The sequence below is a fragment of the Nesterenkonia flava genome, from assembly GCF_031432335.1.
Lineage (GTDB): Bacteria > Actinomycetota > Actinomycetes > Actinomycetales > Micrococcaceae > Nesterenkonia > Nesterenkonia flava.
Genome location: NZ_JAVKGT010000002.1, coordinates 61,361 through 87,277, shown reverse-complemented (window position 1 = coordinate 87,277; position 25,917 = coordinate 61,361). Strand labels below are relative to the sequence as shown.

The following is a 25,917-nucleotide window of genomic DNA, read 5'->3' as shown; positions in this document are numbered from 1 at the left end:
GTTCCGAGGCCATAAAGTCATTGCGATGGTGCCCAGCCGTCTCGAGTCCACCCGCCTTCCTCGCAAGGCGCTGGCGGATATCTGCGGCTTGCCGATGGTCATCCATGTGCTGCGTCGCGTGCAGATGTCGCCCATCGTGGACGAGGTCTACATCGCCACCGATTCCGAGGAGATCAAAGCCCTCGTTGAGTCCTACGGCGGCCGGGCTATCATGACCAGCTCGGAGCACACCACCGGCATCGAGCGCATCACAGAAGCCTCCGCAGGCATGGACTATGACGTGATCTGCCTGATCAACGGTGATGAGCCGGCGCTGAACCCGGAGCACATCCAGTCCAGCGTGGAAACTCTCTTGGACTCGGATGCCCCCACCGCTCTGCTGGCCTCACGCTCGACCACTGTGAACTCGCCCTCAGACTTCAAGGTCGTCACCAACCGGGTCGGAGAGGCTATGTACTTCTCCCGGGAGGACATCCCCTCGCCCTCCCGGTCGGGGAAGACGGACTTCCTCAAGGCATACCACCTCATTTCCTTCCGCAAGGGCGCGCTCGATGAGTACTCAGCGCTGGAAAAGACCCCTCTGGAGGCCGTGGAAGGTCACGACCATCTCCGTTTCCTGGAGAACGGGCTGAAGGTGCAGATCGGCGTCGTCGAACATGATTCCTTCAGTGTGGACACCCCGGAGAATCTGGTCGAGATGATCGGGCAGATGAAACAAGACCAGCTGTTTACCCAGTATCGACACGAGGCAAAGCCTCAGCCTGAAACGGCCCCAGCTGTGCGGCGCTGGTCCAGCAGCCCGGTGACCGCGCTCGTGCCCTGCCGGGCGGGTAGCGAGCGAGTGAAGGACAAGAACACCCGGCCGTTCGCTGGATTCGAGGGAGGCCTGCTGGAGCTGAAGCTGCAGCAGCTGGTCAACGTCCCTGAGATCGACAACATCATTGTCTCCACCAATGACCCGGTGGTCATGGACTTCACCCGCAAGTTCGCCGCCACCACCGACAAGCCCATCGAGATCAATGAGCGCCCCGATGAGCTGGCCGACTCTTCCACCCCCATGAGTAAGTTCATCCAGTACGCCGCGGAGCTGCAGGAGGAGGGCACCATGCTGATGACGCATGTGACTCACCCGTTGGTGACCGCCAAAACCTTCTCTGAGCTGATTGCCGCGTGGCGCGAGGCCGAGGCTGCCGGGCACGACAGCCTGATCACCGCCACCCGCTTGCATGCTTTCTTGTGGGATGCTGACGCTAAGCCGTTCAACTATGACGACTCACAGGAGAAATGGCCGCGCAGCCAGGACATTGACCCCCTGTTCGAGATCAACCATGCGGCGTACCTGATGCCGTTCGCCCGCATGCGCGAGGTGGGGGACCGGGTCGGAACCAATCCTTATATCTATGAGATGGATCAGTCCGTAGCCATGGATATCGACTGGGAGCATCAGTTCCACCTGCTAGAAGACATCGTCACCGCGAAGCGTCAACGCGGGCTCGATCTCCTGTAGCCCTGCAGCCATGACACTCTTCCTCGGTCATACGCGTTTCAGCATCGACGCGTTCGGATCTGCCTGGTTCAATGCCACCAGGACCCGACCCGGCGGGTTAGACCTCTTCAGCAGCCGCCAGGAGTATCTGGACTGGCTCTACGATGCCGATCGCCTTGAGCGCCGCACCCAGATCCTTCTGGAGTGGTCTCTGCCGCAACTCGGGTACGCAGTGGAACGGGCGCGCTCACGGGGACACACAGTGCAGCACATTGTCTCCTATTCGCCCACATTGCCGCAGGAGTACCAGGAGCGTCTGCAGCGCGCTGCCCAGAGATATGACTTCCTGGCATTGCATACGGCAGACGACGTCGTCGATGCTTTTCTGCCTCCACACGCACTGGTTCAGCAGTTCCTCGATGAGCAGCACAAGGATGCGGCCGCGCAGTCCGAACTGTTCGCCGCCTACAGGCTCGACGACGACGACGTCCTCTCTGCGGACTATTTCGAACTGCTAGCCCCGTACGTGACAGAGTCGCACATAGGCTTCCGAGTATCACTCGGCCTGGGAATCTCCGGTTTGTGGAGAAACGGCAGGATCTATGCCGCACGGGAGACTTACTACCCGAAGATTTCCATGGGAATGGCGTCGGTGTGTGCACGCAACCCGGGCGGCGACCTGACCGTTCCGCAGCGATTCGTTGACGCGAGCGAGGACAATCACGATTTTGCCGACCGGGGTGCACCAGTCATTACCGATGCCCGCGAAACTGCCTATTTGCGAATCCTGCATGCCACACAATCTGGGGTTCTGCACCGGACGAAGGCGTTGAGCCGGCACTGGTACTCGGATGCCATGAGCCGAATCCATCACGCCCGGCCTGCAGATATGGAGATTGTGGCAGAGAAGTTCCCGGTGCTGGCCCAGCACGTCAGCACGTCCCACGGGGAGCCCGAAGAGACTAGGCACCTGCTGGGGGAGCCGCTGGTGCTGGGGGATCAGCGCGTACCCTTCAGCGTGGATATGCGCGGCCCGTTCATCGTCGAGGTTGACTTCGCCACCGAACAGGAGGCTCTGAGTCAGGACGTCGCGGTGAAGTGGAACGTGGAGGGCCTAGGCGGCTTCGACGTGCACGGAGAGGAATGCGTAGGTCACTTTACGGCCTCAGGAGTCCGATACCACAAGAAGTACGGCTACAGCACATGGTTGCCCACGCACCGTCAGCGGGGCCGTACCCGGTATGCCCTGGTGAACGTGCACTCCCAGACACGTATTAGCTCGCTTGTGGTGCTTTCAAGGAACCAGCAGAAGACAAGTGTGCAACAAATTCGACTGACGGCCATCCCATAGCTGTAGGGTTCTTCGCACATACTGTGGACGGTTTTATCAGACACAGCGATTCGGACGCCACCAAAGAGGGTCAGGTGATGCCAGACTCAAATTTTTAGCGGTAGAATCCCATGTTCAGTTGCACCGTCAACGATGTGGCTATCAGCCCCTGGCAATCGATGTGATTTGCAAGGACGAATCTAAATGAAGCAAGTTAACTACTAGGTCGTCCACATTGTCAGCTGAGCTGTGCATAACTGCACATCGTGCGGAAACCACGCTTTGGACTGAATCACAGAGTGCCAGGGCATCTGCGTCCACGATATGGGCGATGTCGGCTACCGTCTCATCACTCCAAGACAGTAGTTCCACACCTGAGGTCCGCGTGAGGGCAGCCATCTCCTTGCTGACAGTTTTAGCTAAAGGTCTCAAGCCATCGACGTGCAGTAGTCCTACTGTTTTTCCTTCACTCAGTTGTTCCTCAGCAAGAGCGATTATCCTAGCTTCGTTGGGATTGCCTAGGGCGCAATCACCGATGATGAGAGAGTTGACCCTAGTTTCAATCACTGTTTGCTTGCTTTGCTTCAGGCCCAGGGGCGCAGCGTACGGACGAGCCAGTCCTGTGCCTGCACCCATGTATATGCTTGTTCCTATTGCCACGCTACGATCGTGCCATTCAGCGGAGAGCCAGTTCTGCCAGCGCCGCGATTGCTCGCTGTAGCCTTCCCAAACTTCTGCAGAAGAGAGACTTCCATCCCTATCACGCTGGAGCATGAGGGGTGCCCGTCCCTGGTCGCGAGTCAATTTACCCGCCCGATGGACCCTACGAATATACTCGGCGTCTGAATTTCGACGGACCGGGTCCCAGTAACCATGCTCGCTGAATGTAGCGCGGGCAATCATCGTCGACGGGTAACCTCTGCGAATGAACGTAGATGCTCTCCGGACAAACCTTACGTCTTCCGTGACCCTGGCTGCGCGGCACATACCCAATGCGAGACCTTGAGACTCGCTGAACGAAACCTGTCTTTCAATGCGCTCTGGGTGTGACCAGTCGTCGTCGTCTTGGATGGTTACGTAAACCCCTCGAGCGTGTTCACGGACAGCGGCGTTACGGGACGCGTAGGTCCCCTGATTCTCTCGACTGGTAATGACTCTAATTCGTGAATCCATGGAAAGCAGACAGTTAAGCAGGGGTTCGAATTGAGGACCAGAACTATCATCCATGACCAGAATTTCCTGATTACCATAGGTCTGCTGAGTTAGAGAACGCACTGCCGTCCACAGCCACGGTCCGGGGTTCCATGTAGTCAATACAACGGTAACTAGAGGGCCGTCCACGCTGGCTGCGGCACTAGTTGATTCCAGACGGTCGAGGACAGGCGCAGTTCCCGGGCTCAACGTCAGAGGTGCGAGTCCATCCATGGACAGCACAGAATTAAAGGCCTTTAGCCACTCTTCTGAACCCGCTCCGTTACGCGTTAATGCGGCGTTGGCGACAAGTGCTGCAGCGTCTACAGGTGAGTGCTGGGCTACACGCAGGGACTCCACAGCCGCGCCGACGTCATCAGCCCGGCCCGCCCGGTCAAGCAAATCGAGATATACCAGTTGATCTTCCTGCGGAAGAACCGATTCACCGTAAAGCCGCACTAGACATTCGTATATAACCAGCGAATTCCAAAAGTCTTCGGGAAACAATCTCTGACCGGCCACGATACGAGCAAGCAAAACCGCAACTCGAGGTTTCAGCATGACGCGCAAGTGGCTACTTCTGAGGGACCCGATCAGCTCACCATACCCATGGGTGCCTCCGGTAACGATCTTGGCCAAATAATCACGGATAGTAAACGACCGAGTTTGTAACGCCAGAGCTTGCAGGCGCGGTTCTGACAGCTGCGAAAAAGTACCATACAAGGAACTATTGTCACTAGTACCGACACTCATGCTCGGATCACCGCCCATTGGTCATAACTAGTGGACCAACCATCTGGCGGAATAGCGCCATGATGATCTCGGCCCGTGTCATCAATAGTCCCTCTTTGAATACCAACGCATCATTTTTCTGCCGCACGGCGGGAAGGACTCCCTGGTGGGCTGCCCAACACATCTCGGTGTAGAACTTCTGTCCTGCAGAAAGGTCATCGTACGGTGACACATGGGGCGGACGATATTTAGGACGTCCTGCCGCGCGGTAGAGAAGCATAGCCGCGGTTCGTCGACGTAGAGGCGTTCCCGGTTTCCACTCTGGAAGTGGTCCCTCTTCTTGTACCCTGGTTGGGGCCGTCATGATTTTGCGTTCCACGGCCCAGGCGATGGCGGGATCGTTGGGATCGAGATCGCGATAGATTGGCTGTTCGGTCCTAACACTCGGTGTCCCGGCCGTCCTGTAGAGCATGCGAATGAACTCATGTCGGGAAACTGTCCGGTCCCCTTCGAACAGCGGACGATCGGAGGTTTCAATTATACCCGCGTCTAGAGCCCATGCTGCGGGAACGGCGGCCTCATGCGTTACTGGCAGATCCTCGAATATCGGCGTCAAAGAAGGCGCGAAAGGTTGAGCACCCTGTCTTGCCCAAAGAGGCCAACGTCCGTCCTTTTGCCCGTAGTCCTTTACATGTGATTGTTGAGGCTTCCTTCGAGTAGCTGCAGACCGTCCCTTTTCCACTTGCGCAATTAGAGTCTCGAGTTCTTGATGCTGTGCCCGGCTTTCGGACAGGACTCGCTTGAGCTGCGACAGTCCCTTACGCAAAGTAGCATTCTCACGCTTCGCGGTACGCAGTTCACCAGAAACGCGTCTATGCATTTGGCCGTAGAGGCGATAGAGTTCCTCCATCACCGACACAGGAATTGTCATCGTGGAAGATCGGGAAGGATCAGCAGGTCCGTAACCAGTACGTGTCCGGCGATCGGTCTGAACTTCGTCAACTATCGCAAGCAACTGCGCGCTGTAGCTCTCTTTTGAGAACTTTCGCACAAAATCCTGGCCAGCGGTACCTAACTTATTCGCTTCTTCGGCATCATTTAAGAGACCGACAGTCACCTCAGCAAGGTCAGATACCGCACCCCAATTTACAGAAACAATACCAGGGTTCCCAGACACGGTCTCGAGGTACGGTAAGTCGTACATGACCACCGGTAGGCCCGACGCCTGCGCTTCAACCAATGTGAGATTAAAACCTTCAATAGTCGCGGTAATCAAAAAGACCTTAGACGCGCGGTACCAAGCCCCGACGTCGTTGGAGGGCCCTGCGAAAATTACTTGATCGCGTATGCCTAGTCCCTCCGCTAATCGTTCCAGTCGTGCGAGTTCGCCAGGATTCTGCTCCCCCCCCACGATCGCCAGGGTAGTTCCTGGGCGCAGGGCCACGATTTGGGCAAACACTTCGAGCGCGCCGCTAGCATTCTTTGTACTGTCATGTAGACGCCCGAGCCACAGCAGGTCGACGTCGGTCGCAGGCGAGCGTACAGAGACCGACCCATCCTGAACGTGTGCCTCCGCGGCAACGTCAGCAACTAGCGCGAAGTCAGTGAAGTTTGGAAGCGTTCGTACCCTATGGACGCCGGAGGCCTCCCACCACATGGTGTCTGCTTCGGACAGGGTCACCGTCAAGTCATAGTTCCCCGCGACTTGGGGAAAGTGAGCGAATGTATCTCTGAAGTCGAGCATCGAGCGCAGTGCGAAGTTATGGACAAACAGCACACTGGAAGCACACCCTGTACGGGTGATAATTGGAATCCAGGGAAACAGGACGCTGTAGTTGTCGTGGTTCAATACCACCGACGGTCTATGCTCTCGGAGAGCTTCTACCAGGCCGGACACAGCAGCCCCAATATTGCTTCCGGAACCAATCTGGCGGTGGGTAACGCTACTGGGAAACGCATACATGACCTCGTTTGGGTCATGATCGAAGGATAAGACGGTTACAGAGTAACCGGCGCGATCTAGCAATTCAGCTTGAGCAGAAATGATGCGCTGGACACCTCCGGCACCGGCGATGTTTCCTAGAATCGCAACAGACTTCTTGTCCACTGCCGTTTCCCCCCAGCTACTAGCGTGAGTGCGGGGCGTAGTTAGTCTTCGAAACGCTTCCAGGGCTGGCTGTTCCTTGCCGTTGAACTTTTGTGCCAACACCTTAAGAATGGGAACGGATCCCCATTCGCTTACTAAATTTCTAAAAGTCTGGTCCGCGGGTTGAGGTAAACGGAGCCAGTAATTCAACTGATTCTCAATCAGTTGTGCACGAAGTCGATCCAGCATTTCGTCAGTATCGAAATCTTCTGGCGCTAGCCACGCAGCAGGATCTGTGTGCTCCTTGAACACTCTGTAGGTGTGAACTGAAGACAGGAAATGCTGAAAAGACTCGCTGTTTGCAATGTTACCGGACTTGCCCGCGCCAAAGTTATAACGGTAAAGACGCGAATACAATCCGCCATATCGTTGAGCACTAGAGAGAATCAGGAACGTTTGAAATAAATCTTCCGCACGCGTAAGACGAAGCTCTGGGTCGATCTTTGACCAGGCTCTGCGAATCAGCTTTCGTTCATACAGCTTATTCCAGATATTTCCTTCGATCTTAGCACCAGGTTGTCCAAAGGAGCTACGTAGTAGTATCTCTGGCCCGAAAAGCTCCGGTTCGAAAGGACTTAAGGCGCGTTCCCACGAGTCATATTTCGAACCTGTAGTTCCTACAATGGACACACTGAAATGTACAACGTCGTAGCTGCCGCCCTGAGCGAATGCGCTCGCTTCTTCCGCCGCCCGAGGTTCGAGTTCGTCGTCGGCGTCGCAGAACATTATGTAGGTTCCGCGCGCCTCTTCCGCCCCAATTCGGCGGGCTTGGAAAACGGAATGATTCTCATTCAGTGTGATCAAACGGATACGATCATCTAGAGTCTGAGCTTCCCGGCATAACGAATTTGTGGCGTCCGTGGAAGAATCGTCAACTACGATGATCTCGATGTGGCGTAGAGTCTGCTCAACGACACTGTTGAGAGTGCGCACAATGGTAGCTTCGCTGTTATGAGCGGGAATGATGATGCTGACGAGTGGCTTCACGTCGACAGCCTAGCAAGACTCTAGGAGTGTGAGCTGCGTTTGTAGTCGAGATGACGCGGTATCGAAGGGGCAGGGTGCTTTGGTTGCGCCCGGAGGTTACATGGGACTTTCGTCCTTGACTGTTTCTTCGCTATGGGACGAGAGACGGTGGATGGCTCGGTACAGGCGGTCATTTTGACGTAAGTTCGTTCCGTCCAAGGCTTCGAGCACTGCCTCAGGGCCCCAAAGCCGCAATAGTTTCTTGAGTGCATCGTCTGCGGGCGGCTCGAGGCGGACCCAGTAGCTCAACTGGTTCTCGATGAACTGGTCACGAAGGCGTCGTAATAAGACGTCTGTATCGAAACCTGCCGGAGTTGCCCGCTGGTCAGAGTCCAAATGCGTTGCCATAGCGTCATAAGCGCAGGCCGATTCCAGGAAGTAATCGAAGGATTCGAGGGTGCTAATGTTACCGGCCCTTCCTTTTCCGAAGTTGTACCGGTATAGGGGCAGGAACAGCCCCCCGTAACGGGCGGCGTTGCATAGCAGTAAGAGGGTCTGGTATACATCCTCGGCGCGCGTGAGGCGCAAATCGGGATCGATGGATTTCCACGCTGCTCTGACCAGCTCTCGTTCGTAGAGCTTGTTCCATATATGTCCGTTAATTTGTCTTCCTGCCTGCGCGAATGGACTGGCGAGGAAGATGTCATCTCCGTTAAGTTCTGCAGCGAACGGGTCCAGAGCCCGCTCCCACGCGTGGTGGCGGTTGCCGGACGCGCCTACGATCGTTGTGCCGAAATGAACAATGTCGTAGCCACCAGCCCGAGCTAGCACCGAAGCTCGTTCAGCGGCGTCTGGTTCGAGTTGGTCATCCCCGTCGCAGAACATCACATACTTGCCCGTTGCTTGCTCGACTCCGATTCGGCGGGATTGAAATACCGACACGTTCTCTTTCAAGTCGACAAGGGTAATTCGGGTATCTGTCTGTTGCGCTGCCCGGCAGAGTGGCAAAGTGTTGTCAGTTGACGCGTCATTCACTATAACGATTTCGATACTAGTCAACGACTGTGCGGAGATGCTGTCGAGTGTCCTTCTTATCGTGGCTTCGTTATTGTGCGTCGGGACTATGATGCTAACTAGCACATTCACGGTACCGAGGTTATCGCGTGTGCTCTGAGCCCGGTAGAGATACGTATCGGTTACTTGGCGCGTTGGGACGATCTCGGCGTCAAGATTCAGAGGGGAAAGCATAAGGGGGTGCAGTGGCGACGTCGGGGGAACGGTTCAATTCGCAACTGTGTTAGGTCATGTGCTTCGGTAGAGTGAGAGATGCTCGTTTATCAAACTTCGTGGAGGCACCTTGGCACAGCGTGTGGTGGCGTATGCCGCCGGCGACCACCGGATCGTGTTCCCCGCTGTGGTGGCCCTGACATCCATCGAAAAGCACAATCCCGGAAACTTTCACAAACTCATCGCTTTCGATGGCTCCCACCTCACCGACGAGCACTCAGCCCTGATGAGTCGCTACGACATCGAGTTCATCGACGCCCGGACCGTGCCGGACTTCAATCGGGTGAAGTCCATGCCGTTGATGCAGGAAGGGCGGTGGCCGGCAGAGGTCTTTCTCAACTGGGCTATGCCCGAGCACCTGGCTACGCTGGGGCACCGCTACTCCGTCAAGATTGACTATGACGTCGTCTGCGTCGCGTCTTTCCAGAACATCGTCGAAGAAGCCATCGCTCAGGAGCACTATGTCGCATACCGGCGTCTGAAGCCCACTTACAAGGCGCCCACCCCCGAGGTGGCGCAGCAGTTCCTTGCCGCGACTGGGCGGGAGTTCCCGACCATCCAGAAGATCAACGTCGGAGTGGCTCTTTTTGATAACGAAGCGCTCCAGCGGGGCCGCTACTTCGACGAGTTCCTCAAGGCTTACGGAGCCCTGATGGAGATTGCGCCCCAGATGCACGCCACAGAGCAGGTCGCCCTAGCTGCTGTGAGTACGGATTACGGCCAGCACTTTGTTCCGCTGCCGGCAAGCATGAACCGGTTCGCCAGGCCCTTCAAATCCAAGTTTGAACCCGAAGCCGACGTCCGCATCGTCCACTACAACGGTGACTTGAAACCCTGGAAGGTGATTGAGCCGCGTCACCACCGTATGGCTGAAAGGCGCGGACAGATCTCGCCGCTTCTGCTGCGGGAGCTGTGGCTGAAACAGGCGGAGACCGTTGACGGATTCGAGGACTACACCGACGCTCGCTCCGTGGGGCCGATGGAATTGCTGATAATGGCAAGGCGGTTGGAAAAGAACGTCGAATCGCTGAAAGGACAGACCGAGTCAGGAAGCGGCGCGACCGGCGCCGAGGACGAAGCAGGGGATTAACCGAGATGGCCGTCCAATCCACCGACCCTCAGTTGCTGGAGCAGCTCAACAAGACCGCGCGCACCACGCCCAGCCTGATAGCGCTGGGTGCAGAACCAGAGATTGTCTCCAGCCACCACATGGTTCGTTTCCCCTTCAACGTTCCCACCGGCAGCGCCGTAGCTTACCTGCAGGTTCACAACGGTGCGGTGACCCTCAATTTCAAGGGGCATGACAAAGCTACCCGCCAAGCCCTGCGCCGCATCCTGCTGGGAGCAGCCCGTCTCGCCCCCACCCCTGCGGAGCGCCACGAAGTCATCACCTTCGACGCCGGCACCAGTCCCCGGGTGATCATGAAGTCTCTCTCTGCCTGGCTCCAGTCTGTCCAGAACGAAGCCCAGATGCGCCATGACCTAGCCCGTGGCGCTCAGAAGCCCAGCAGTGACGATGTCTTCGGTTTCTGGGCGGACGTCCGCTCGAACTTCGGAGACCAGATCGGCCCGTGGCTGGTGCAGGAGCTGACCGGTAAACGCATCATCAATAGTCGATACTCCAAGCAGGACCATGGACGGATGCTCGCCACTGTGGGCTCGATTATCCAGATGCTTCCCACATCGGCCACTTCCGCTGCAGACATCTGGGGGACGGGCCTCATGCGCAAACCCTCTGCAGAGGAACTCGAGGGCCTGAAGAAACTGCAGGACGTCACTGTTCACGCGGTGCGGGGAAAGCTGACCCGGGAACTGCTGATCGAACACCTCGGATGGGATGTCCCCGAGGTCTACGGTGACCCGGCTCTGCTCTTCCCTCGCTTCTTCACCCCGGACCGTGACCCCGCGCTGGCGGAGAAGGTCGCTTTCGTGCCGCACTTCAAGCACATTGAACACCACTTTGCCAACGCTGCGGAGTTCCAGGAAGCGCTGGGGGAGCGGGCGCACGTGGTGGATGTCCATGCGGATCTGCGGGACGTGATCACCCAGATCGCTTCTGCCCGCGCATGCGTCTCCTCGTCCCTGCACGGCATCATCATCGCCCAGGCCTACGGAGTACCTTGGGTGTGGCTTTACGCCCCGGACAAGAACATCGGCGGTAATCGCTTCAAGTTCGATGATTTCTTCTCCACGCTGACTGACCCTGAGAACGTGGCCACCCATTCAGCGCCCGTGGACGAATTTCCGGCCCTGGACTTTACCGCGCTCGCGGAACAGGCCACTCTCCCCGCCACGGAAATCGACCTCGACGCCCTCCAGCAAGCCTTTCCCCTGGCCCCAGCAAAGACCGCACAAGCGCCGCTGCAACCGCGCTTCCGGTGGAGCCGCTTCTCCGCCGAGGAGCGCTTTATGTCGGACGTTCGCGCGGCCTATCGTCTGACTCACTGCCGTTGAGCGTGACCGAAGATTCTGCGGGTCCGTGGATCACCCAGGACTGGGTGGTCGGACTGACCCGTGGGGAGGCGCCAACCCCTCAGGCCCCGCGAGCGCAGGTTCTCCACGAGCTGGAGACAGCCTCCGCGGCCGACCCCGCTGACCTTGACCTCCTGAAGAAGCTTGCGGAAGTGTACCGACAAGACGGGCAATTTGATGCCGCTATGAGGGCCTGGGAACGTGTCCTGGCCGTCAACCCCACCTACCGACGAGGTCTCTCCCGCCTCGTCTCCGTGGGAGCCCGTGGCTGCATGGACTGGCCGCGCATTTGGTCTGCCGTGCGGCACCTCGAGCCGTTGAAGAAGGGATCTTCCCCCTACCGAAACCCCGCGCTGCGCGCCCAGCTGGACGCGCTGTTCTCTCACCCGCACGCTCACCCAGAACGGAGAGCCATCAGCGCTGAGGAGGCGGAGGCCGTCGTCGCCGGGCTCGAGGATATGGCCCAGGGCGGGCGCCAGCTGAAACCGACCACCCTGACGCTGGTGCTCATGCGGCTGCAGTTCGATGGGCACTTCCGTGCAGGCTTCCGATTACGCGAGTTGGGCGCCCGTCGGCGGATCGCCGAGGCTCTGACGAAGCCGGTCACACCGGAAGTCCGGGCGGTGCGTGACCTGCTGAAGGCGCTGACTTACGTGGGCCAGCCCGCCGCCGCCGCAGAGTTCGCGGGAATGCAGCGCTGGGCCAAGGACGAGCCCCGGGTACAGCAGCGGCTGAACAAGATGCAGGCCGACGCGCTACTCGCAGCTGGCAAGCCCGACCGCTACGTGGCCTACTCCGCAGGGGTGCGTGACGACTTCACCCTGCCGGGGGAGGAGCATATGAGGGCGCTGGTCGAGGGCAAGCGCATAGCCGTCGTCGGCCCGGCTGACACCGGCGATGAACTGGGAAGTGTGATCGACGACTACGACGTGGTCGTCCGTCCTCGATATCAGCCCGACTTTCTCGCCCAGCACACGGCGAGCATGGGAAGCCGAACGGACATCGCCTATTACTCGGGTTTTGATATGGGCGATTTCCTCCACACCGCAGCGGAGGCTGTGGCGCGCGGGGAGTTACAGCTCGTCAACGCACGCCCTTTCACTTATGCCAGCCATCACCACCTCGGGCACGCGTGGCTGCGCTTCTACCGGCATGACTATTCGCTCTGCCCAGCCGGTGGTCAGCTGGGGGTTCAACGGATGATCTACGACATTCTGCAGTTCAGTCCCCTCGAAATCACCATCTTTAACTCTGACTTCTACACCGGGTCCCAGATGTTCACCCCCGGTTGGCGGCCGCAAGACAGGTTTGCTCCTGGCTCACACATCAACGACATCGTGGCAGCCCACGACATCCGCTTCGACTTTCAATTTACCCAGGCGCTGATTCGCTCCGGTAAGGTGACGGCTCGAGGACGCGCCGCAGCGGTCCTGCAACTTAACATGGAGCAGTACCTGGATGCCGTGGAAGCAGCCCGGGTCCTACGTTGATCGCGCGTCGGAACGCCGCCCTGTCGCGCCCATTTGACACTTGCGAGACTCGAACCAGATGTCCGCACTCAAGGAGGAGAACACGAGTTGAAAATCGCCGCCCCGCGCCTGGAGATTCAAGGCGAGCGCCTCGTCTATTCCGCCGAGCTCACCCGGGACAAGGGAGACAAGTACCTGCTGAGATTCGAGGTCCCTGCCGCCTACCAGGACTGGGTGAGTGCCCGCGCCGACGCGGCGCTGCTGACCTGTCTGATGCCGGCTATGCGTCGGGGCGAAGATATTGTGGTCGAGGGCGAGCTCACGGATGAGCTGTGGTTTCAGCTCAACCACGACTACCAGATCCTCTTGCGGCGGCAAAAGCGCAAACTCAATAAGGTCAGTGTTACCGCCGAGGCTCTTGTGCCCGCCGCAGAGCGGGACCAGCGGGAAGTGGTCACGGGATTTTCGGCGGGGGTGGACTCCTGGCAGGTGCTGGCGCAGTACTACTACGCCGATGACGTTCCCGAGAACCTGCGTATCAGCCACCTGCTCTACAACGACCTGGGTTCCCACGGTCGCGGTGGATCCGAACTGTTCGAGCGTCGGTTGAAGAACATCACTGCGCTCGCCGGGGAGGTGGGTCTTCCGGTGCTTCCGGTGCAATCCAATATGGAGCCCCTCTACGGGAGGGAGCGATATGTCAGCACGCACACCATTCGCAACGCAGCGGTGCCATGGCTGCTGTCGGAGAAGGTCCGGCACTTCTACTACGCATCCGCCTACGACTACTCGGCAGTGCGTATCGGCCCCACCCGGGCCATGGCTGAAGCCGATGTGGCAGCGCTCCCGCTCTTCTCCGCCTCGAGATTGACGCTGCGTTCGGTGGGATCTTCCTCCACACGGGTGCAGAAGACCCTAAGCCTCGTGGACATTCCCTCTACCTACGAGGGCCTGGACGTCTGCATTTCCCCGGGGAAGAACAACACCAATTGCTCCCGGTGCTGGAAGTGCCACCGCACCATGCTCACACTGGACATCGCCCAGGTACTGGACCGGTACTCGAAGACGTTTAACCTCAAGCTCTGGGAGCGCACGCGCCGGGACGCGTGGAACTATGCCGTGGAAAAATCGCCGGCCTCCAAGCTAGAAAAAGAGGTGGTTCGGTTTGGACGTCTGCGCAATTACGATCTTGCTCTGGAACAGGCGGAGGAGAACCCGGAGTGACCTTCAGCGACGCCGAGCTGAGCGCTGCCCAGGAAGAGATGACGCGGCACGGGATCCGGAAACGACTTGAGTTGTGGACCGACGTGGCCATCGTCGCCGGTGCCCTTAAGCGCGGCATCGAACTGCAACCATCGCCCAAACGGCACATCGTGCTGCGCCATGCCGGTAAGAACTTCCGCTGGCCCGAAGGCCTGAATGTCCCCCTGGCCCGCCGGGCAACACAGCTGAAAGAAGTCACCAGCCGCCTGCTACGCTCCAAGGGCATCAATGCTCCGGAGAACGCGGTCTTCGGACCCGAGGATGTGGCCCGCGCTCTGGCCTGGGCTGCTCCGATTTTTCCCGTGGTCGTCAAACCCTTTGAAGCCAATATGGGCCGCGGCGTACACGTGAACATCAACAACGAGACCAGCTTCCGCCAGGCCTTCTCTCGTGTGGCGGCCGACTTCGGCCACGTGCTCGTGGAGGACTTTGCCCCCGGGGTGGAGCACCGGGTGCTGGTGGTGGACTACACCGTGGTGGCGGCCACCCGCCGGGTGCCTGCCAACGTCGTCGGAGACGGCGAGCAGAGCGTTGCAGAGCTCGCTGAGATCAAGAGCCAAGATCTTGGTCGGATTCACAAGAAGATCGTGCTTGACGATATGGTCGCCGATTATCTGCGCCGACGGGGCTTATCAATAGATAGTGTGCCGGCCGCGGGAGAGCAGGTGTTCCTGCGCGGGACAAGCAACCTCCACACCGGGGGAGACGCCGTTGACGCCACTGAGCAGCTCAAACCCGAAGAAATAGAGTTTGCCGAGCGGGCGGCCCGCGCGATTCCAGGACTGCGACTCGCAGGGCTGGACCTCTTACTGCCGCGTGGAGGCCAAGGATCTGAGCCCAGCGTGCTGGAGATCAACCCCAAGCCGATGATCTCTATGCATCACTTCCCTCGTGAGGGCACGCCGCGGGACGCCGCAGGCGCGATCCTCGACGTGGTCTTTCCTTCCACTCGGGCACAGTGACGCCGATAGGCTTAAAGCCATGATTCGAGTCATTTGCGTCCGTCACGGTGAGACGGAGTGGAACAAGGCCCACCGGCTCCAAGGGCAGTCGGAGGTGGCGCTCGCCGAGACCGGCATCGCCCAGGCACGCGCCGCCGGACTCTATGTGCGCGGGCAGAACCCCGCGGCCGGCTACGTCTCTCCGCTGAAACGCACCCACGCCACCTTCGCCGAGTTCGGTCTCGGCTTCCAGCCGGTGGAGGTCCCCGGCCTCATCGAGCAGAGCCTCGGTGACTGGGAAGGCATGAAGACCGCCGCGGCCAAGAGCGAGTACGCCGAGCTGTACAAGGCGTGGAAGAAGGGGGAGGGAACTCCGCCGAACGGCGAGGAGCCCGGTGACGTCGTCGACCGTATGACAAAGGCGTTCTTCCAGATTGTGCGGGGTGCGGCCGACCTGGAACCGACCCCCTCGGTGGACACCGACTACGATCTGCGCACCGTGGTGCTCGTCTCCCACGGCACCGCCACCAAAGCCCTGTTGGAGGGGCTAGGCCTCATTGAGCGCTCCAACGTCATCTCACTCACCGCGGCGGCGATCTCCGTGGTGGATGTGCCGCTGCACGGCGGACCGCTCTCCAGCTCGTTGCCGAAGGGCGGCGTGGAGATCGCCGGCGGACCCGAGGCAGAGGCTGAGGTGATCCGCAACCTGACCGATGAACAGATCCGGCAAAACGCGAAGCTGCGCATGTATAACCTCTCGCCCGAAGTGCTGGCTGCCGCGCGCGGCTGAGACCTCACAAGGCTGTTGCGTACGTCATAGGGTGTGTCCGGGCCGGCTCCTAGACTGTGAGCGGAACCAAGGCAGCCAGCAGACGGGAGAGTGAGGATCGTGACACCACGACGACGTCGCCCCCGTGCGCTTTTCCCCGCCGGGATTCTGCTCACCGCCACGCTCGCCACGGGCGTGATGCTGGGCGGTGCGGCGCCGGCGTCGGCCCACTCCAGCCCTTCCGCGGTCCCCAATCCCTTCCAGGACTACTCGGCTCAGGACTATGCCGACGCGCTGTGGAATCTGGAGACCGAAGTCTTCGTGCGCACCCATGAGCGTGAGGAGCACGGAGACTGCGACACCGTGACCTACGAGGTGAGCCATCCTCTGGGCAGCGAGCCCACCAGGACGTTCGCCCACGTGGCGGATCCCGAGAACTGGTGGTGCTTCGGCGAGCAGGGCGATGAGCTCCGCGCCGAGCTGGAGGAGCAGGACGAGGCCAGCGAGCACTTCTTCCACGGCCGGCCCTACGAGAACGTTACCCAGCGGGTGCCCTACTACGGGACCTGGGCGGACGTGAACGGCAACGGCGTGACCTCCCGGGTGGAGATCCACGCCCGAGACCTGGGTAACTCAACCTTCACGGTCTCCGGCACCTACTGGGACCACTACAGCGGCCAGCGCGTCAATATCGGCAGCACCGAGACCCACGGCGAGCACATGATCCCGGTGGGGCACACCTGGCCCGAGATGCAGCACCGCAGCCGCAAGGCTCGGGTGGCCTACTACAACGACCCCATGAACCTCACCAGCACTATCGGCTGGATCAACCGGGAGAAGGCAGGTCAGACGCCGTCGGAGTGGATGCCCTCCAACGAGGAGGCCTGGTGCGCCTACGCGATGACCTGGACCCATATCTCCGCCAAGCACGAGATCTCCCAGTACGCCTCGGACATTGACCATCTGCGTGGGGTCCTCTGGGACTGTCTTGAGGAGCAACTCGAGGGGCACGATGACGCGACCTTGCCCGAGGGGCGCAGCGGTGACCTGGACTGGGCGAGCCTGCCGCCGTCGTCGTACCCGTTGGCAGCCACCGAGCAGGTTGCCCCGCGGGAGGCTGAAGGGGAGGACCACTACACCCAGGCCCTGCGACGCTTGGAGCGCGAGGTGCCGGTACGCAGCGTGGAGCGGGAGTCCCGCGGAGACTGCGACGTACAGACCTTCACCACCCAGCATCCCAGCAACGGGCGGACCGCAACTTATGCGCGCGTCATCTCGGAGGACAACGGGTACTGCGCCGGCTCAGAAGCAGAAGAGTTACGTGCTGAGCTCGATGAGCGGGCCGAGGAAAGTGAGGAGTTCTTCCACGGGAGCCCGTTAGCCGGCCGTAGCCGCGACTACTTCGGGTACTGGACGGATATGGATGGCGACGGGGTCAACACGCGCAATGAAGTGCTGGCCCGGGACCTGCACGAAGTGGAATGGAACAGCACGGAGACTGGCGTGGTGTCAGGGGCTTTCCACGACCCCTACACCGGCGAGTTCATCAGGTTCTCTCCTGAACGGGCAGCGCTGGATCACATCATCCCGGTGCCCCACGCCTGGATCGAGATGGAGCACCGTGAACCCGGCGAGCGGGAGGCGTTCTACAACGACGCTGGCAATCTACTCGCGGTATCGGACGCCGCGCGCCAGGAGAAGGCAGCAGATGCACCGCGGAACTGGATGCCGGAACACGAAGGCTTCCGATGCCGCTACGCGGTGGCCTGGGCGGAGACCGCGGCTGCCCACGAGATCTCGCTCTACGCCTCAGACATTGCCGTGCTGCGCGAAACCCTTTATCGGTGCCTGACAGAGGAGGGATAGACTGGCTCAGCCATGGTGAAACCTCTCTTAGTCGGTGCTGAATTCGGCAGCAAAGCGGTCCGTGCGGCAGGCAAACTCCCGGGAGTAGACGTGCTGCTGGCCCGGGCGATCGTCGCTACCTCCAGCGTGGTCCCCGAAGCCGCTGAGGTGCAGCTGACGGGCGAATCCTCCGGCCTACGGTCTTTCCAGGAACGCGCCGCCACTGTCCTTTTCAGCGCCAATGCCGGTGGCGCAGAAAAGCTCCTCAAGCGACTGGATATCGACTCCATCGACGATCCCGCGTATCTAGAGCGCCTAGCTGCCAGGTACATCAAACTGCGGCACTACACCGCGGCGCTGAAGATGCGGCAGCGGGCCGCCCAGCTTGAGCCCGGCTCCGCCCAGCGATGGATCGCGCTGGCACGCTCGCTCGAGCGTGCCGATTACGGGGCCGTGGTTCACGACTCAGTGGCCGGATTGGCTGAGGGCACGCGAGCTCGCGTCGACGAAGCCAGAGCTGCTCTTGAAACCGCCGAGAAGCTTGAACCCGGCAACGCTTATGTGCTGTACCAGCGGGGTCGCTTGGAGTTTGAATACGGTGACGCCGCGACCGGTCTGGACCTCATGGAACAAGCGGCAACCCAGGCACCCGACGCCGAGAAATGGCTGGCAGTCGCCTCCAGTTACCGCAAACCTCACATCGCAGACTACGACCGTTCTCTGCGGGCCTATGAGCGAGCGCTAGAACTCAAGCCCGCATCGGCCAGCGCCCTACGCGGCATTGTCATCATGGGGTGCCGTGCCGATCAGGATTGGGCGCGCCTCTGGCGCAGCGTGCGGCTCTTCGAAGCCCAGAAGCGACGTAGGAAGGTCCAACGTTTGGCGCTGGTGGATGCCTTGGCCCCGCTTTTCAGCCCCGAGGTCACGGATGCGCAGATCGACGACGCCGTCACCCGTTTGAACCGCGCGCAGGATGGCGGGCTGCGTCTGTCCTGGATCGCTACTTCCCTCATCGTCTACCGACTGCACTTCGCGCGCCGCTTCCGCGATGGATTCCGGCTGCGGGAGGGCCTGGCCGAGCGCACCCTGGCGTGGCTGGGCACCCGGTCTGCAGGCAACGCTCGTCACCGCCAGAAGGTGCTGGCCGCGCTGCTGTACCTGGGGCGGAATGAAGAGGCTCTTTCGCTCATCGAGCCCATGCCGTGGGAACCAAAGGACAAGCTCGAGAAGGAGCGTCTCCAGAAGATGGCGGTGGACGCGCACCTGCTCACGGGTGACCTGCAACCTTATCTGGATTATTCCGCCCAGCGGCAGCGTGAGGTTCCGCTCCCCGGGGATGACAGGATGCGCCGGATGATCGAGGGGAAGCGAGTCGCCGTCGTCGGGCCTGCGGACACGGGCGACCGTTTGGGGGAGATCATTGATGCCCACGACGTGGTCATCCGGCCCCGGTACATCCCGGAGATTCTCTCGGCCCAGGCCGATCAGCTGGGACGGCGCACCGATATTGCCTACTTCTCGGGGCGGGATCTCGGAGAGTTCTTTGAGGCAGCCCGAGAGGCCGTGGATTCGGGCGACCTTCAACTGGCCATCGGTCGCGGTTTAAGTGCCGAACTGTACCGCGACAACGCCCCAGAGTGGTTGCGGTTCTACCGCCACGACTACAGCCTGTGCCACCACGGAGCGCCCCTGGGCATTGCGCGGATCATCTACGACGTCCTGCAGTTCAATCCTTCCGAAGTCTCAGCGTTCAACGTGGACTTCTACACCGGTGCCAACGTCTTCAGCTCCGGCTACCGCAGGGGAAAGGACGCCGCCCTGGGGCCCTACTCCATTGTCAACGAGATCCTCTTGGCCCACGATCTGCTCTTCGATTTCCGTTTGATGAATGCGTTCATCGCCACCGGACGCGTCACTCCCCACGGGGTGTCCGCGCAGGTTCTGGCGCTGGACGCAGAGCACTACATCGACAAGCTCGAAGCCTCACCGGCGCTGCAGTAGTCAAGAATGTTTAGTGATGTGTCGAAGGACCTGCTGACATGGGAGTGAACTTACGTCGCCTGCGCGGCAAGATCGCGGCCGCCGCACTCGTCAAAGGAGCCGCCTTCCAGCTCAGCCGGGTTCCAGGCGGTCCTCGTTTGGTGAGCCGAGGTGCAGCGGCGCTGGGGCCCACGATTGCCGGGGGAGCGGCGGCCGCCGGAAGCTACCGCACACTGTTGGCCCAGCTGCTGCGAGATGTCCTTCCGGACACGGGAAGCGCGATGGTCTACGACTCTATCGCGGGACTGATCCCGGGCACGCAGAAGCCGCAGGCTGACATAGCTGCGTTGGAGCGTGAGGCCAGAGAGGGCGGCAGCGCCGGTGCGTATGTGGCCCTTGCCGCGGCCTACCGCAAGCCCTACGTGGGCCGGTTTGAGGAGGCACTCGGCGCTTACGAGAGAGCTCTGGCGCTGAACCCGCACGATCTCCGGGCAGTCGAGGGCATTCTCAACACGGCGGCACGGACCACCTACGACTGGCCGCGCATCTGGAAGGCCGTCACGGTCCTGCGCCCCTCCGCGGGTCTATTTTCTTCAGACACAGAATGGCAGCGGCTGGGGGGTCTCTTCGCCGCCGAACCCCCGCGGGAATCGGTCCAGCGGGCTGTAGACCTGCTGCAGGAGCACCGGGAGCAGCTTCCCGGCCTTCACCAGCTGCTGCTGGAGGTGCTCAGCGTGCGTTTGCAGTTCCTGGGTCGATTCCGGGCCGGGGCAGAGCTTCGGGCAGCCATGGCGGAGAACCGCATTCGCGAGCTCTCCGGCATCCCCTTGGAAAGTCCGCTGTGGCTCAGACATCTCCTCGGGGCATATGCGCATCTGGGAAGAACCGACGACGCCGCGCGCAAAGCTGCCCGCCCGCTGCTCACCTCCGCAGACCCGCGGACCCGGCAGCAGTTGGAGAAGCTGCGCGCCGACGTCGCGCTACTCAGCGGAGATGCAGCCCCGCTTCAAGAGCAGATCGTTGCGCGAGCCCAGACTCTTCCACTGCCCGGCGAGGCCCGTATGAGGGAACTGGTCAGAGGCCAGCGGGTCGCCGTCGTCGGACCCGCGGACACCGGAGACCAGCTGGGGGATCTGATCGACCGCTACGACGTAGTGGTCCGTACCCGCTATCAGCCTGAGTTTGTCGCCGAGCATGCCGCACGGTTGGGGACTCGCACCGATATCGCCTACTACTCCGGCCGGGACCTGCATTCCATGCTCGATGACGTCAGCGACGCTGCTCGCGCAGGGAAACTTCACCTGGCGGTGGCGCGGCCGTTCAGCGGCCCGCTGCTCAACGAGGGGCTATCCGAGGACGAGCGGGGGTGGCTGCGTTTTGCCCGCACCGAGTTCGGCCTGTACTTCCGCGGTGCGTCTTTGGCGGCTCAGCGGATCATCTACGACCTGCTGCAGTTTGCCCCGGCCGAGATTGCGCTGTTCAACATGGACTTCTTCAGCGGTGCGAACGCCTACGCCGCCAACTACGGCAACCGTGGCTCAGCGTTTGGCCCCTATGAGCCGCTCAATGACGTGGTGGCAGTCCATGACCTGCTCACCGAGTTCCGGCTCACCAAGACTTTCGCGACCACGGGACTCCTCACTGCCCACGGGGCGGCTGCCGAGGTGCTCTCGCTCAGTGATGACGAGTACCTGACGCGGCTGGAGACCAGGAGCCCCCTGCGCGCCTCCGACTGATGCGGCGGTTCAGTCCCTGCGGTGCGGGGGACGGGGCAGGCGAGTCTCCGGCTGGGTGCCCAGGCTGGGCATCTGGGCGGTGCGGACCTCCGCCTCGCGGTGGGCCTGTTCCTCCTTCTTGTACTGCATCGCCTCAAACAGCAGGTCCCGCCGGATCTGGCTGGTGGAGGTGCCCTCCGTGCGCGGCAGATAGGTCACATCGCAGTAGTCCCGCAGGTACTCAAACCGCGGCGAGCCCTCCCAGTCAGAACCCATGACGACGACGTCGATCTCATAGTCACGCACGTCATCGACCTTCTGCTCCCAGGTCACCTCCGGGATCACCAGATCCACGTACCGCAGAGACTCCAGCATCATCTTGCGGATCTCATAGGAGTGGTAGCTGGGCTGCTTGCCGGGCTTGAGCTCATTGAACTCATCGGTGCTCAGCCCCACCACCAGATAGTCGCCGAGGTTCTTGGCCCGCATGAGCAGCCGGATGTGGCCCCAGTGGAGCAGATCAAAGGTGCCATAGGTCAGCACGTGCCTCACGAGCAGGGCTCCAGGGGATGCTTAGGCGGAGAATCGCAGCGCCAAGGGGCCTTGGCGTCGTCGTGCCTCATGGTCTGCCTCTGAAGTGTCCCCGTCCTCATCAGAAGGGAACGTTACCGCATCGGTGAGCAGATCACGGCGGATTTTGGAGGTGGAGACCCCGTCGGTACGCGGCAGGTAGACCAGCTCACAGTAGTCGCGGAGGAACTCGAAGCGCTCAGAGCCCTCCCAGTCGGATCCCATGACCACGGTGTCGACCTGGTACTTACGGATGTCGTTGAGCTTCTGCTCCCAGGTCTCCTCGGGTATGACCAGGTCCACATAGCGCACGGCCTGCAGCATCGAACGGCGCACCTCGTGCGGGTGGTAACTGGCACGGTGGGCCTTCTCCACCACGAACTCGTCGGTGCTGGCGCCGACGATGAGGTAATCGCCCAGCGCCTTGGCCCGCTTGAGCAGGCGAATGTGCCCCCAATGCAGCAGGTCAAACGTGCCGTAGGTGAGTATCCGCTTCATCCTGAAGTCTCGAATCTCCTCGAGGGCGCAGGCGATGAGAGGACGCCTTCGCGTAAAAGTAGAGGTCTGTGTCAAGCAACGTTCTCAGTGTGCGCATCATAGCAATTCAGAGAAAAGGCAATGTTTCAGGCTTCAGTTGAAGCATTATTCCGAACGGGGGAGTCTACCTACGTAATTTACGGTTCTACGGGGCGCATTCGCTGTGATATGGGGATGTGCCCTACCCTAAGAGAGTGACTGACGAGCTGTTCGGCCCCCGCCATGGCGCCCCGGTCGAGGATGAGAAGCCCCGGAAGAGCCGCGGCAAGAAGATCGGCATCATTGTGCTTTCTTCCCTTCTGGTGCTCATGCTGGCCGGCGCAGCCACGGCGTTCTTCTACCTCAACTCGCTGCGCAACGCTTACGAGGAGTCAGTCCACACGCTCGACCCCGAAGAGACCTTCCCCGAGGAGCGCCCCGAGCGGCCCACCCGCACCGAGGTGGACGAGGACGGCAACGAAGTCGAGGTCGAGGACCAGCAGCTGAACATCTTGCTCATCGGCTACGACGTCGGTGGCGGCTCCGGTGAGAGCGAAAACCTCGCCTGGGTGCCCAACGCCGGGCGCGCCGACACCATGATGTGGATCCATATCCCGCACGAACGCGACTCCGTGCAGGTGATGTCGATCATGCGTGACACGTGGGTCACCATTCCCGGCCACGGCGAGCACAAGATCAACGCCGCCTTCAGCCTGGGCGGAACCGCCACCGCGGTGCACACACTGGAGAGTCTCTTCGGCGTACGCATCGACCACGTGGCGGCCGTGAACATGTACGGCTTTCAGGACATCGTCTCCACTCTGGGTGGGGTCACGGTGAACTCGCCGGTGGCCTTCACCTCCCGTGATGGCTACCAGTACCACGGAGGCCCGCAGTACATGAATGCCTCCGAAGCCCTGAGCTTTGTGCGGGAGCGTCGGGCATTCGACGGGGGCGACTACCAGCGCGTGGCCAACCAGCAGGCCTTTGTCCGCGGGGTGATCGGTGAGGTGCTGACCCCGGGTACGCTGGCCAACCCGGCGCGGGTGCACAACCTGGTCTCCGGCTTCAGCCCGTACATGACGGTGGACCAGGGACTGGGCGATGCTGACTACCTCGCTGAGATCGGCTGGGATATGCGCAACGTGCGCAACTCGGACATCGAGTTCTTCACGCTTCCGAACAACGGCATCGGCAGTGCGGGCGGACAATCCGTGATCTGGCCCAACTACGGTGCCATTGCTGAGGCGGGCGAGGCCATGCGCGAAGGCTGGTTCGACGAATACGCCTCCCAGCGCTGATTCCTTCTGCCGGGGTGATTATCAGGGGCAGAAGGGCCGGGGATATGCTGGATGATAATGAGCACCCCCGACTACCACGCATCCGAGCTGGAAGCACTCGCCTCTGATCCCCAGACTGACTGGGATGTGCTGCACTGGATCGCCGAAAACTATCCCGAGCTGCGCCCTGCCGTGGCCGCAAACCCCGGCACCTACCAGGAGCTGATTGAAGCCCTGGGATCCCTGGGTGACCCCGCCATCGACGAGGCCATCGCCCTGCGCGGGACCAGCGGTGTCTACAGCTCCACCGCTGCGACCAACCCCCTGGCTGGTATGTACGACACCGCCACGCATGACTTCGCGCCCCTCTCCGATGAGTACTACGGCGGCTACGACGACGAGGCTCAGGACTACGAGGCTCAGGAGCCCCAGGACTACGAGGCCTATCGGGCTGCCCGCAGCGCACACGAGCGCGAGACCGAGTCCGCCGTTCCCTCCTCCACGCAGGAGCCGGAGACCCATCAGTACCCCGAAGACCATGAGGCGGATGCGCAGACGCACGAGGACCCCGCCTCCGAGGCGGAGTCTCTTCCCGTCCCGCACGCCGGCGAGTTCCGAATGGACTCACGCTCCGCAGAGGCCTCGGGCGGTGATGAGGATGGCCCCGCAGCAGCTTCCGCCGAGACCCCGGCCCCTGCTGCCCCCGTCCCGGATGCGGCAGCGCAAGAGCACCATGTCCCAGTGCCGGAGGACCGTGACACAGTGCCGGCGGAGGGTGGCACAGCGCAGGATGATGTCCCGGCAGCGGACACGGAGGCGGAGCCGTCCGGTCGCGAAGCCGAGGAGGATTCCGAGGACGACGACGTCGTCGCCCCGCTCGAGCGTGATACCGCGGCCGCCGCTGCCGCAGCACCGGTGCCCGTCGCCGCCCCTGCGCTGGAGGTAGCCCAGGGGCACCCGGCCGCGGACCCGGAGCCAGTCTCCCAGGCGCCTGGGGCGGAAGCTCCCGCCCCTGAGCCCGTTGCGGCTCGCGAGCACCGTCCCGCACCGATCCTGGCTGGCGCCGGAGTTCCCCCGGAACCTGAGCAGGATGGAGGAGCGGGAGCGCGCCGCTGGCTGCCGATAGCGGCCGTCGTCGTGTTCGCCCTTGCCGCCATCGGCGTGGTCGCCCTAGTGCTGAATCTGCTCGGCGGCGAGGAAGACCCGGTCGCTGAACCCGGCCCGACGCCCACGCAGGCGCCCGCGCCCTCCCCGGCCGCGGAGGAGACCGATGAGCCTCAGACCTCGGAGGAGGAGCCGTCCGAGGAAGACGCCGAAGCTCTGGTGACCGCCCAGGCGGCACTTGCCGCTCTGCCCGAGGAGTCCTCCTGTGAAGCCCCGTTAGAGGATGGTTCCACCGTCGCCGAGTACCTCGGGCTGGCACAGGGCGAGGAGCTGGATGAGGACCTGCTGGAGGACACCTTCACGGAGCTTCAGAGCTCTTGCTCCGCCACTCACGCTGCGGCGGTCTTCACCGAGGCGCGTACCAGCGAGGCCGGCGGGCAGCTGATGCAGACCGTGGGCACCGACTGGGTCAACCAGCAGATGTCCACCTCGGGTGCTCAGACCATGTCCGGATTCGTGACCCCGGATGGCAACGCCGCCTGCGAGTTTGCCGACGGTCTGCGCTGCACCGTCTTCGAGCAGACCTCCGCGGCACCCGCCGGCTGCGGATCCGGCGCCACCTTCCACATGCCCGTGGACGCCTCCGCCTCCCTGGACTGCGACAACCACCCCATCGATGACAGCGACTTCGACACCCTGGGCTACAACCAGAGCGCGACCGATGGCTTCGCGGCCTGCGTGTCGCTGGATGACCGCATCAGCTGTTTCAACGCCCTCAATGCGCAGGGTTTCGAGATGTCCGAGCGGGACCACTACACCGTCTCGTACTGATACACCGTCTTGTACTGACACGCA

At 61.3% G+C, this 25,917-nt stretch carries 18 protein-coding genes; 13 read left to right on the top strand and 5 right to left on the bottom strand.

Annotated features, from left to right (window positions below):
* The first annotated feature begins 25 nt into the window (after positions 1 to 25).
* Positions 26 to 1,507, top strand: a complete 1,482-nt coding sequence (kdsB, locus tag RH857_RS01280; RefSeq protein ID WP_310536165.1) for a 3-deoxy-manno-octulosonate cytidylyltransferase — start codon at positions 26 to 28, stop codon at positions 1,505 to 1,507.
* A 10-nt stretch (positions 1,508 to 1,517) separates the two neighbouring features.
* On the top strand, positions 1,518 to 2,837 hold the full coding sequence (locus RH857_RS01275) for a glycosyltransferase (protein ID WP_310536164.1): 1,320 nt from the start codon (positions 1,518 to 1,520) through the stop codon (positions 2,835 to 2,837).
* Between the two features lie 141 nt (positions 2,838 to 2,978).
* Here the strand turns inward: RH857_RS01275 and RH857_RS01270 are convergent, their stop codons facing one another.
* The 3 genes from RH857_RS01270 to RH857_RS01260 form a co-directional block, all read right to left on the bottom strand.
* A complete protein-coding gene (locus tag RH857_RS01270) occupies positions 2,979 to 4,760 on the bottom strand; it encodes a glycosyltransferase family 2 protein (protein WP_310536163.1) in 1,782 nt (593 codons plus the stop codon).
* Between the two features lie 7 nt (positions 4,761 to 4,767).
* Entirely contained in the window at positions 4,768 to 7,872 is a 3,105-nt protein-coding gene (locus tag RH857_RS01265) for a glycosyltransferase (RefSeq protein WP_310536162.1), read from the bottom strand.
* A gap of 96 nt (positions 7,873 to 7,968) precedes the next feature.
* Positions 7,969 to 9,099, bottom strand: a complete 1,131-nt coding sequence (locus tag RH857_RS01260) for a glycosyltransferase family 2 protein (protein ID WP_310536161.1) — start codon at positions 9,097 to 9,099, stop codon at positions 7,969 to 7,971.
* Positions 9,100 to 9,208: 109 nt separating this feature from the next.
* Here RH857_RS01260 and RH857_RS01255 point away from each other — a divergent pair, with 109 nt between their 5' ends.
* From RH857_RS01255 to RH857_RS01215, 9 genes are all read left to right on the top strand, one after another.
* The gene (locus tag RH857_RS01255; protein ID WP_310536160.1) at positions 9,209 to 10,228 is read left to right on the top strand and encodes a glycosyltransferase; all 1,020 of its coding nucleotides are present in this window, start codon (positions 9,209 to 9,211) and stop codon (positions 10,226 to 10,228) included.
* Positions 10,229 to 10,233: 5 nt separating this feature from the next.
* Positions 10,234 to 11,592 carry a polysaccharide pyruvyl transferase family protein gene (locus RH857_RS01250; RefSeq protein ID WP_310536159.1) on the top strand — a complete coding sequence of 453 codons (1,359 nt, stop codon included), beginning with the start codon at positions 10,234 to 10,236 and terminating at the stop codon, positions 11,590 to 11,592.
* Positions 11,593 to 11,594: 2 nt separating this feature from the next.
* On the top strand, positions 11,595 to 13,100 hold the full coding sequence (locus RH857_RS01245; RefSeq protein WP_310536158.1) for a tetratricopeptide repeat protein: 1,506 nt from the start codon (positions 11,595 to 11,597) through the stop codon (positions 13,098 to 13,100).
* An 87-nt stretch (positions 13,101 to 13,187) separates the two neighbouring features.
* On the top strand, positions 13,188 to 14,303 hold the full coding sequence (locus RH857_RS01240) for a hypothetical protein (RefSeq protein ID WP_310536157.1): 1,116 nt from the start codon (positions 13,188 to 13,190) through the stop codon (positions 14,301 to 14,303).
* On the top strand, positions 14,300 to 15,304 hold the full coding sequence (locus tag RH857_RS01235; protein ID WP_310536156.1) for an ATP-grasp domain-containing protein: 1,005 nt from the start codon (positions 14,300 to 14,302) through the stop codon (positions 15,302 to 15,304). Before RH857_RS01240 ends, RH857_RS01235 begins: the two co-directional genes overlap by 4 nt.
* Positions 15,305 to 15,323: 19 nt before the next feature.
* Entirely contained in the window at positions 15,324 to 16,073 is a 750-nt protein-coding gene (locus RH857_RS01230) for a histidine phosphatase family protein (protein ID WP_310536155.1), read from the top strand.
* A gap of 99 nt (positions 16,074 to 16,172) precedes the next feature.
* Entirely contained in the window at positions 16,173 to 17,918 is a 1,746-nt protein-coding gene (locus RH857_RS01225; protein WP_310536154.1) for a hypothetical protein, read from the top strand.
* Positions 17,919 to 17,930: 12 nt separating this feature from the next.
* Complete coding sequence (locus RH857_RS01220; protein ID WP_310536153.1) at positions 17,931 to 19,898, top strand: hypothetical protein; 1,968 nt, start codon at positions 17,931 to 17,933, stop codon at positions 19,896 to 19,898.
* A 38-nt stretch (positions 19,899 to 19,936) separates the two neighbouring features.
* A complete protein-coding gene (locus tag RH857_RS01215; RefSeq protein ID WP_310536152.1) occupies positions 19,937 to 21,613 on the top strand; it encodes a tetratricopeptide repeat protein in 1,677 nt (558 codons plus the stop codon).
* Between the two features lie 9 nt (positions 21,614 to 21,622).
* Here the strand turns inward: RH857_RS01215 and tagD (RH857_RS01210) are convergent, their stop codons facing one another.
* The gene (tagD, locus tag RH857_RS01210; protein ID WP_310536151.1) at positions 21,623 to 22,144 is read right to left on the bottom strand and encodes a glycerol-3-phosphate cytidylyltransferase; all 522 of its coding nucleotides are present in this window, start codon (positions 22,142 to 22,144) and stop codon (positions 21,623 to 21,625) included.
* A gap of 21 nt (positions 22,145 to 22,165) precedes the next feature.
* Complete coding sequence (gene tagD, locus RH857_RS01205) at positions 22,166 to 22,660, bottom strand: glycerol-3-phosphate cytidylyltransferase (RefSeq protein WP_310536150.1); 495 nt, start codon at positions 22,658 to 22,660, stop codon at positions 22,166 to 22,168.
* Positions 22,661 to 22,893: 233 nt separating this feature from the next.
* On the opposite strand from tagD (RH857_RS01205), the gene RH857_RS01200 reads away from it, so the two are divergent.
* Together RH857_RS01200 and RH857_RS01195 are read left to right on the top strand one after the other, a co-directional pair.
* Entirely contained in the window at positions 22,894 to 23,979 is a 1,086-nt protein-coding gene (locus RH857_RS01200; RefSeq protein WP_310536149.1) for an LCP family protein, read from the top strand.
* Positions 23,980 to 24,036: 57 nt separating this feature from the next.
* Positions 24,037 to 25,893: a variant leucine-rich repeat-containing protein gene (locus RH857_RS01195; protein ID WP_310536148.1), complete on the top strand. Its 1,857-nt coding sequence runs from the start codon at positions 24,037 to 24,039 to the stop codon at positions 25,891 to 25,893.
* Positions 25,894 to 25,917 lie beyond the last annotated feature (24 nt).

What these genes read in the sequence shown, in the direction of transcription:
- kdsB (WP_310536165.1), top strand. Translation starts at nt 26, where the DNA reads ATGGTGCCCAGCCGTCTCGAGTCCACCCGCCTTCCTCGCAAGGCGCTG.
- RH857_RS01275 (WP_310536164.1), top strand. Translation starts at nt 1,518, where the DNA reads ATGACACTCTTCCTCGGTCATACGCGTTTCAGCATCGACGCGTTCGGA.
- RH857_RS01270 (WP_310536163.1), bottom strand. Translation starts at nt 4,760, where the DNA reads ATGAGTGTCGGTACTAGTGACAATAGTTCCTTGTATGGTACTTTTTCG.
- RH857_RS01260 (WP_310536161.1), bottom strand. Translation starts at nt 9,099, where the DNA reads ATGCTTTCCCCTCTGAATCTTGACGCCGAGATCGTCCCAACGCGCCAA.
- RH857_RS01250 (WP_310536159.1), top strand. Translation starts at nt 10,234, where the DNA reads ATGGCCGTCCAATCCACCGACCCTCAGTTGCTGGAGCAGCTCAACAAG.
- RH857_RS01230 (WP_310536155.1), top strand. Translation starts at nt 15,324, where the DNA reads ATGATTCGAGTCATTTGCGTCCGTCACGGTGAGACGGAGTGGAACAAG.
- RH857_RS01220 (WP_310536153.1), top strand. Translation starts at nt 17,931, where the DNA reads ATGGTGAAACCTCTCTTAGTCGGTGCTGAATTCGGCAGCAAAGCGGTC.
- RH857_RS01215 (WP_310536152.1), top strand. Translation starts at nt 19,937, where the DNA reads ATGGGAGTGAACTTACGTCGCCTGCGCGGCAAGATCGCGGCCGCCGCA.
- tagD (WP_310536150.1), bottom strand. Translation starts at nt 22,660, where the DNA reads ATGAAGCGGATACTCACCTACGGCACGTTTGACCTGCTGCATTGGGGG.
- RH857_RS01195 (WP_310536148.1), top strand. Translation starts at nt 24,037, where the DNA reads ATGAGCACCCCCGACTACCACGCATCCGAGCTGGAAGCACTCGCCTCT.